Here is a 6977-nt window from a genome sequence, read left to right as displayed (position 1 = left end):
TATTAAATCTATAAGGATCGTCGTTTACTCGTATGGCGTTTTTTATAAGCTCAAGTAGATGTTTAATACAGGTGCTTATTCCTTCCTTACCATTAAAAAGGTTTTTGAACTCTTGTACTACTCCATTAATTTCATCATTGTTATTTTCATTAATGGATTCTGGGTAAGTTGCGCTGGTATTGTTGATTGAAATAGATGGTAGCATGATTTTATTCCATTTTGATTGATTTGTTACAAATATATATTACCTAATGAAATAGACTATCAAAAAACGCTCATTTATTTAGAACCTATCTTTAATTTGAGTGTATGAGCGCACAATAGCCAGGGGGGGGAGTATCCTGGAAATGCAGAAAAGTAAACTCTTTGAGAAGGACGAGCAGAACGCCTGAAAATATGCCTTTCCCTTCAGGTTTGTCTGTGGATACCGCTTATTGATTTGAAAGGGCAAGCTGCCAACAGGCTGTTTGCAAAACTCAGGAGGTAAGCAATGAGGACACTACTTTCGGTGAAGTGGGGGAGTTAAAGTCACCTGCTATGCAGGTGACTTTATCCAGGCGAACGCGTTATCAGAACGCGTAGTTAAAGTTAGTACCGAACAGCCAGGCTTTACCTTCAGACTCGAACTGGTATGGGCCTTCGTTAATTTTCACGCTCTGACCGTGCATATAAGAAACACCAACGTCGACTGAAGCATCTTTATTAAATGCGTAAGTCGTACCTGCACTCAGCCAGAAACGGTCCTGGTCCGGAATGGAGATAGAACGATTCTGAGCCGGAACTGGGCTGTCATCAAAGGCGATACCGGTACGGAAGGTCCAGTTATCATCGTAGTAATAAGTGGTACCCAACGCGATGCGGTAAGCATCTTTAAAGCCTTCATGTTTCTGGAACAGCGTGTCGCCACTGGTTGAGGTCGCTTTCAGCTGCTGGAACTGACTCCAGCTGGTGTAAGCCAGGCTATAGTGAATCGCCCACTGTGGATCAACACGGTTATAACCTGACACTTCCCACATTTCAGGCAGGTTCAGCGTCAGATAACCCGATTGCGTTGCGCCACCTGTCGCGGTAGGAATTGGCAAACCGTAGTTATTAAACGCACGATTAAGATCGCTGCTGTAGTTACCTTTGAAGTCAATTTTCACTTCAGAACGGTAGGTCAGTGCATAGCGGTTATTTTTATCCAGTTCATACAGGATTCCGGCGTTCCAGCCAAAGCCCCACTGGTTACCGTTCAGATGAGCGATTTTGGTATTACTGTCGATACCGTTGGCGGTAGCTGCCAATGCTTGCCCTTGAGGAGTTTGCCCGGCAGGAGATTGCATAATCTGACCAGCAACCAACTGCCCCAGATCGCCTGCGAAACGTTCAATTTTCGCGCGAGCGTAGACGGCGTTGAAACCAAGACCAAAGCTCCATGCATTATTTAAGCGATACGCACCGCTTAAGTTCAGGTTCATGGTTTCAAGGTCAGTTGTACCCCCGACAGAGCCGCCTGCATAAGTATCATTAAACTCTGTTGCCAGACCATAGTTAGAGGTAATAGAAGCGCCCCAACCAAATTGGTCGTTAATCGGTGCAACAAAGTGCATGTTCGGAACCCATGCCGTAGGCGCGATGTTATCGGCTTTCAGGCTACGACCAGACGGAGACGTTCCGCTGATATTCACATCCGGGTCAATATAAACCGCACCCGCAGAAAATGTCGGGCGGTCAAACATGGTAATCAATGCGGGGTTACGGCTAACGTTACCTGCATCATCGGCAATTGCGCCTTCCCCTGAATAAGCCCGGCCCAGGCCAGAGGAAGAAAATTCGTTTAACTGAAAGCCTGCCGACCAGGCCTGGGTGGAGATAAGTGCCACTGCGACTGCGAGAGCAGACTTTGTAAACAGGGTTTTCTGGCTCATGACCATAACCTCAATGATTTATTTTTATACAAACTATGTTACGTGCTGTAACAGGAGCGCGAAGTGTAGGGTCTGAGGTACATCTTAGAAATCAGACCAGTGGCGAGAGTATAGGTCGGACCAGCTGGAATGTTGCAAGTATGTTTCCATCTTTTTTCAAATATGATCTAAGAAACGCGATCCAGCTGGCAAAATTTGGAGGTTGCGCACTCGCGGATTCGGGTGAATTTTGTTTTAGATCATTTTTAAGTGTGATTTCGGTCACTTATCCGATTTTGCAGAATTAACAACTGGAGCAGCACTTTCCGGAAGCGTAAAATATCCACAACGTTTATCTGGCACCTTGGGTGCACATACAGAGGAAATCAACGATGAGTAAATGTAGTGCTGATGAAACCCCGGTTTGCTGCTGTATGGATGTTGGCACCATTATGGACAACTCCGACTGCACCGCGTCTTACAGCCGCGTGTTTGCAAACCGCGCAGAAGCAGAACAAACGCTGGCGGCGCTGACTGAAAAAGCCCGTAGCGTGGAATCCGAACCGTGCAAAATCTCCCCGACTTTCACTGAAGAGTCTGACGGTGTGCGCCTGGATATCGATTTCACTTTTGCCTGCGAAGCTGAAATGCTGATCTTCCAGCTGGGTCTGCGTTAATTCCTCTCGGGTACGTTCGCCCCTGTCAGTTGCTGGCAGGGGCGTTTTCTTTTCTTTCTCCTGTCTTCACTGTGTCATAGCTCCCACTTTCTTTTTTCTCCGCTTGGCTAAATGTAAAAAAATGGTTAAGATTATGATCAGGTCAGACCACTTTATTTATTTTTTTACAGGGGAGTGTTATGGGTCAGGTTTTACCGCTGGTTACCCGCCAGGGCGATCGTATCGCCATTGTTAGCGGTTTACGTACGCCTTTTGCCCGCCAGGGGACGGCTTTTCATGGCATTCCCGCGGTTGATTTAGGGAAGATGGTAGTAGGCGAACTGCTGGCACGCAGCGAGATCCCCGCTGAAGTGATTGAACAGCTGGTCTTTGGTCAGGTCGTACAAATGCCTGAAGCCCCCAACATTGCGCGTGAAATTGTTCTCGGTACCGGAATGAATGTGCATACCGATGCTTACAGCGTCAGCCGCGCTTGCGCTACCAGTTTCCAGGCGGTTGCAAACGTCGCAGAAAGCCTGATGGCGGGAACTATCCGAGCGGGGATTGCCGGTGGGGCAGATTCCTCTTCCGTATTGCCAATTGGCGTCAGTAAAAAACTGGCGCGCGTGCTGGTTGATGTCAACAAAGCTCGAACCATGAGCCAGCGCCTGAAACTCTTCTCTCGCCTGCGTTTGCGCGACTTAATGCCCGTACCGCCTGCGGTAGCAGAATATTCTACTGGCTTGCGGATGGGCGACACCGCCGAACAAATGGCGAAAACCTACGGCATCACCCGAGAACAGCAAGATGCATTAGCGCACCGTTCGCATCAGCGTGCCGCTCAGGCATGGTCAGACGGAAAACTCAAAGAAGAGGTGATGACTGCCTTTATCCCTCCTTATAAACAACCGCTTGTCGAAGACAACAATATTCGCGGTAATTCCTCGCTTGCCGATTACGCAAAGCTGCGCCCGGCGTTTGATCGCAAACACGGAACGGTAACGGCGGCAAACAGTACGCCGCTGACCGATGGCGCGGCAGCGGTGATCCTGATGACTGAATCCCGGGCGAAAGAATTAGGGCTGGTGCCGCTGGGGTATCTGCGCAGCTACGCATTTACTGCGATTGATGTCTGGCAGGACATGTTGCTCGGTCCGGCCTGGTCAACACCGCTGGCGCTGGAACGTGCCGGTTTGACAATGAGCGATCTGACATTGATCGATATGCACGAAGCCTTTGCAGCTCAGACACTGGCGAATATTCAGTTGCTGGGTAGTGAACGTTTTGCTCGTGAAGTACTGGGGCGTGCACATGCCACTGGCGAAGTGGACGATAGCAAATTTAACGTGCTTGGCGGTTCGATTGCTTACGGACATCCCTTCGCGGCGACCGGCGCACGGATGATTACCCAGACATTGCATGAACTTCGCCGTCGCGGCGGTGGATTTGGTTTAGTTACCGCCTGTGCTGCCGGTGGGCTTGGCGCGGCAATGGTTCTGGAGGCGGAATAATGGAAATGACATCAGCGTTTACCCTTAATGTTCGTCTGGACAACATTGCCGTTATCACCATCGACGTACCGGGTGAGAAAATGAATACCCTGAAGGCGGAGTTTGCCTCGCAGGTGCGCGCCATTATTAAGCAACTCCGTGAAAACAAAGAGTTGCGAGGCGTGGTGTTTGTCTCCGCTAAACCGGACAACTTCATTGCTGGCGCAGACATCAACATGATCGGCAACTGCAAAACGGCGCAAGAAGCGGAAGCACTGGCGCGGCAGGGCCAACAGTTGATGGCGGAGATTCATGCTTTGCCCATTCCGGTTATCGCGGCTATTCATGGCGCTTGCCTGGGTGGTGGGCTGGAGTTGGCGCTGGCGTGCCACGGTCGCGTTTGTACTGACGATCCTAAAACGGTGCTCGGTTTGCCTGAAGTACAACTTGGATTGTTACCCGGTTCAGGCGGCACCCAGCGTTTACCGCGTCTGATAGGCGTCAGCACAGCATTAGAGATGATCCTCACCGGAAAACAACTTCGGGCGAAACAGGCATTAAAGCTGGGGCTGGTGGATGACGTTGTTCCGCACTCCATTTTGCTGGAAGTCGCTGTTGAGCTGGCGAAGAAGGATCGCCCATCTTCCCGCCCTCTACCTGTACGCGAGCGTATTCTGGCGGGGCCGTTAGGTCGTGCGCTGCTGTTCAAAATGGTCGGCAAGAAAACAGAACACAAAACTCAAGGCAATTATCCGGCGACAGAACGCATCCTGGAGGTTGTTGAAACGGGATTAGCGCAGGGCACCAGCAGCGGTTATGACGCCGAAGCTCGGGCGTTTGGCGAACTGGCGATGACGCCACAATCGCAAGCTTTGCGTAGTATCTTTTTTGCCAGTACGGAAGTGAAGAAAGATCCCGGTAGTGATGCACCGCCTGCGCCATTAAACAGCGTGGGAATTTTAGGTGGTGGCTTGATGGGCGGCGGTATTGCTTATGTCACTGCTTGTAAAGCGGGGCTTCCGGTCAGAATTAAAGATATCAACCCGCAGGGCATAAATCATGCGCTGAAGTACAGTTGGGATCAGCTGGAGGGCAAAGTTCGCCGTCGTCATCTCAAAGCCAGCGAACGTGACAAACAGCTGGCATTAATCTCCGGAACGACGGACTATCGCGGCTTTGCCCATCGCGATCTGATTATTGAAGCGGTGTTTGAAAATCTCGAATTAAAACAACAGATGGTGGCGGAAGTGGAGCAAAATTGCGCCGCTCATACCATTTTTGCTTCGAATACGTCATCTTTACCGATTGGTGATATCGCAGCTCACGCCACGCGACCTGAGCAAGTTATTGGCCTGCATTTCTTCAGTCCGGTGGAAAAAATGCCGCTGGTAGAGATTATTCCTCATGCGGGTACATCGGCGCAAACCATCGCCACTACGGTAAAACTGGCGAAAAAACAGGGCAAAACGCCCATTGTCGTGCGTGACAAAGCCGGGTTTTACGTCAATCGCATCTTAGCGCCTTACATTAATGAAGCTATCCGCATGCTGACCGAAGGTGAACGGGTAGAGCACATTGATGCCGCGCTAGTGAAATTTGGTTTTCCGGTAGGTCCAATCCAACTTTTGGATGAGGTAGGAATCGACACCGGGACTAAAATTATTCCTGTACTGGAAGCCGCTTATGGAGAACGTTTTAGCGCGCCTGCAAATGTTGTTTCTTCAATTTTGAACGACGATCGCAAAGGCAGAAAAAATGGTCGGGGTTTCTATCTTTATGGTCAGAAAGGGCGTAAAAGCAAAAAACAGGTCGATCCCGCCATTTACCCGCTCATTGGCGCACAAGGGCAGGGGCGACTCTCCGCACCGCAGGTTGCTGAACGGTGTGTGATGTTGATGCTGAATGAAGCAGTACGTTGTGTTGATGAGCAGGTTATCCGTAGCGTGCGTGACGGGGATATTGGTGCGGTATTTGGCATTGGTTTTCCGCCATTTCTCGGTGGACCGTTCCGCTATATCGATTCTCTCGGCGCGGGCGAAGTGGTTGCAATAATGCAACGACTTGCCACGCAGTATGGTTCCCGTTTTACCCCTTGCGAGCGTTTGGTCGAGATGGGCGCGCGTGGGGAAAGTTTTTGGAAAACAACTGCAACTGACCTGCAATAAGAAGGTCAAAGCTATATGAATCCGCGCTGAATGGCGGAGTGTTGGTCAAAATGTAAACGCATATTGACTATACTTACGCCATTGAGGTAAAAAACAGCGTTTCATTCGGTGAATGGATAAGGCACAATGCCGGCCACCGTTTTCTTTCTCTGGTTTCAGATGAAAGAAAACGGGCGAATCTGGTTAACAAAAGCGGTGCAATATGCAAGTTTTTATCATGCGTCACGGCGACGCAGCCCTCGATGCCGCCAGTGATTCCGTTCGTCCTCTGACCACTAATGGTTGTGACGAATCTCGCCTGATGGCGAACTGGCTGAAAGGTCAAAAAGTGGAAATCGAACGCGTTCTGGTGAGCCCGTTCCTGCGAGCCGAGCAAACACTGGAAGAAGTAGGGGATTGTCTGAACCTGCCTTCCAGTGCAGAAGTTCTGCCGGAGTTAACGCCCTGCGGCGATGTTGGTCTGGTCAGTGCCTATTTGCAGGCGTTGACCAATGAAGGTGTTGCTTCGGTACTGGTGATCTCTCACTTACCGTTAGTCGGGTATCTGGTTGCCGAGTTATGTCCGGGCGAAACGCCGCCTATGTTTACCACCTCGGCCATTGCCAGCGTAACGCTTGATGAAAGCGGAAACGGTACATTCAACTGGCAGATGAGCCCGTGTAATCTGAAGATGGCAAAAGCTATCTGATGTGTTCCAAATTATGCCCAATGAGGTAGATTCATTGGGCATAATTGCTCATCAGGCAGCGGATATCTGTCAACCTCACTACTATCGAA

5 protein-coding genes and 1 pseudogene are annotated in these 6977 nt (G+C 50.1%); 4 read left to right on the top strand and 2 right to left on the bottom strand.

The window, feature by feature from the left end:
• Positions 1 to 205, bottom strand: a pseudogene (locus tag E0D98_RS19960) (hypothetical protein); the annotation flags it as partial.
• Positions 206 to 569: 364 nt separating this feature from the next.
• The gene (gene fadL, locus E0D98_RS19955; protein ID WP_001296861.1) at positions 570 to 1910 is read right to left on the bottom strand and encodes a long-chain fatty acid transporter FadL; all 1341 of its coding nucleotides are present in this window, start codon (positions 1908 to 1910) and stop codon (positions 570 to 572) included.
• Positions 1911 to 2281: 371 nt separating this feature from the next.
• On the opposite strand from fadL, the gene E0D98_RS19950 reads away from it, so the two are divergent.
• The 4 genes from E0D98_RS19950 (at position 2282) to sixA (ending at position 6888) form a co-directional block, all read left to right on the top strand.
• On the top strand, positions 2282 to 2566 hold the full coding sequence (locus tag E0D98_RS19950) for a YfcZ/YiiS family protein (protein ID WP_000030901.1): 285 nt from the start codon (positions 2282 to 2284) through the stop codon (positions 2564 to 2566).
• A gap of 179 nt (positions 2567 to 2745) precedes the next feature.
• On the top strand, positions 2746 to 4056 hold the full coding sequence (gene fadI, locus E0D98_RS19945) for an acetyl-CoA C-acyltransferase FadI (RefSeq protein WP_000531991.1): 1311 nt from the start codon (positions 2746 to 2748) through the stop codon (positions 4054 to 4056).
• A complete protein-coding gene (gene fadJ / locus E0D98_RS19940) occupies positions 4056 to 6200 on the top strand; it encodes a fatty acid oxidation complex subunit alpha FadJ (protein WP_000426169.1) in 2145 nt (714 codons plus the stop codon). The genes fadI and fadJ overlap by 1 nt, the downstream gene beginning before the upstream one ends.
• 202 nt (positions 6201 to 6402) lie before the next feature.
• Entirely contained in the window at positions 6403 to 6888 is a 486-nt protein-coding gene (gene sixA, locus E0D98_RS19935; RefSeq protein ID WP_001195819.1) for a phosphohistidine phosphatase SixA, read from the top strand.
• Positions 6889 to 6977: the final 89 nt, after the last annotated feature.

Source organism: Escherichia sp. KCJ4928 (assembly GCF_004352695.1).
Taxonomy (GTDB): Bacteria; Pseudomonadota; Gammaproteobacteria; order Enterobacterales; family Enterobacteriaceae; genus ECMA0423.
The sequence above is the reverse complement of the archived record's forward strand: the minus strand, read 5'-3'. Positions and strand labels throughout refer to the sequence as shown.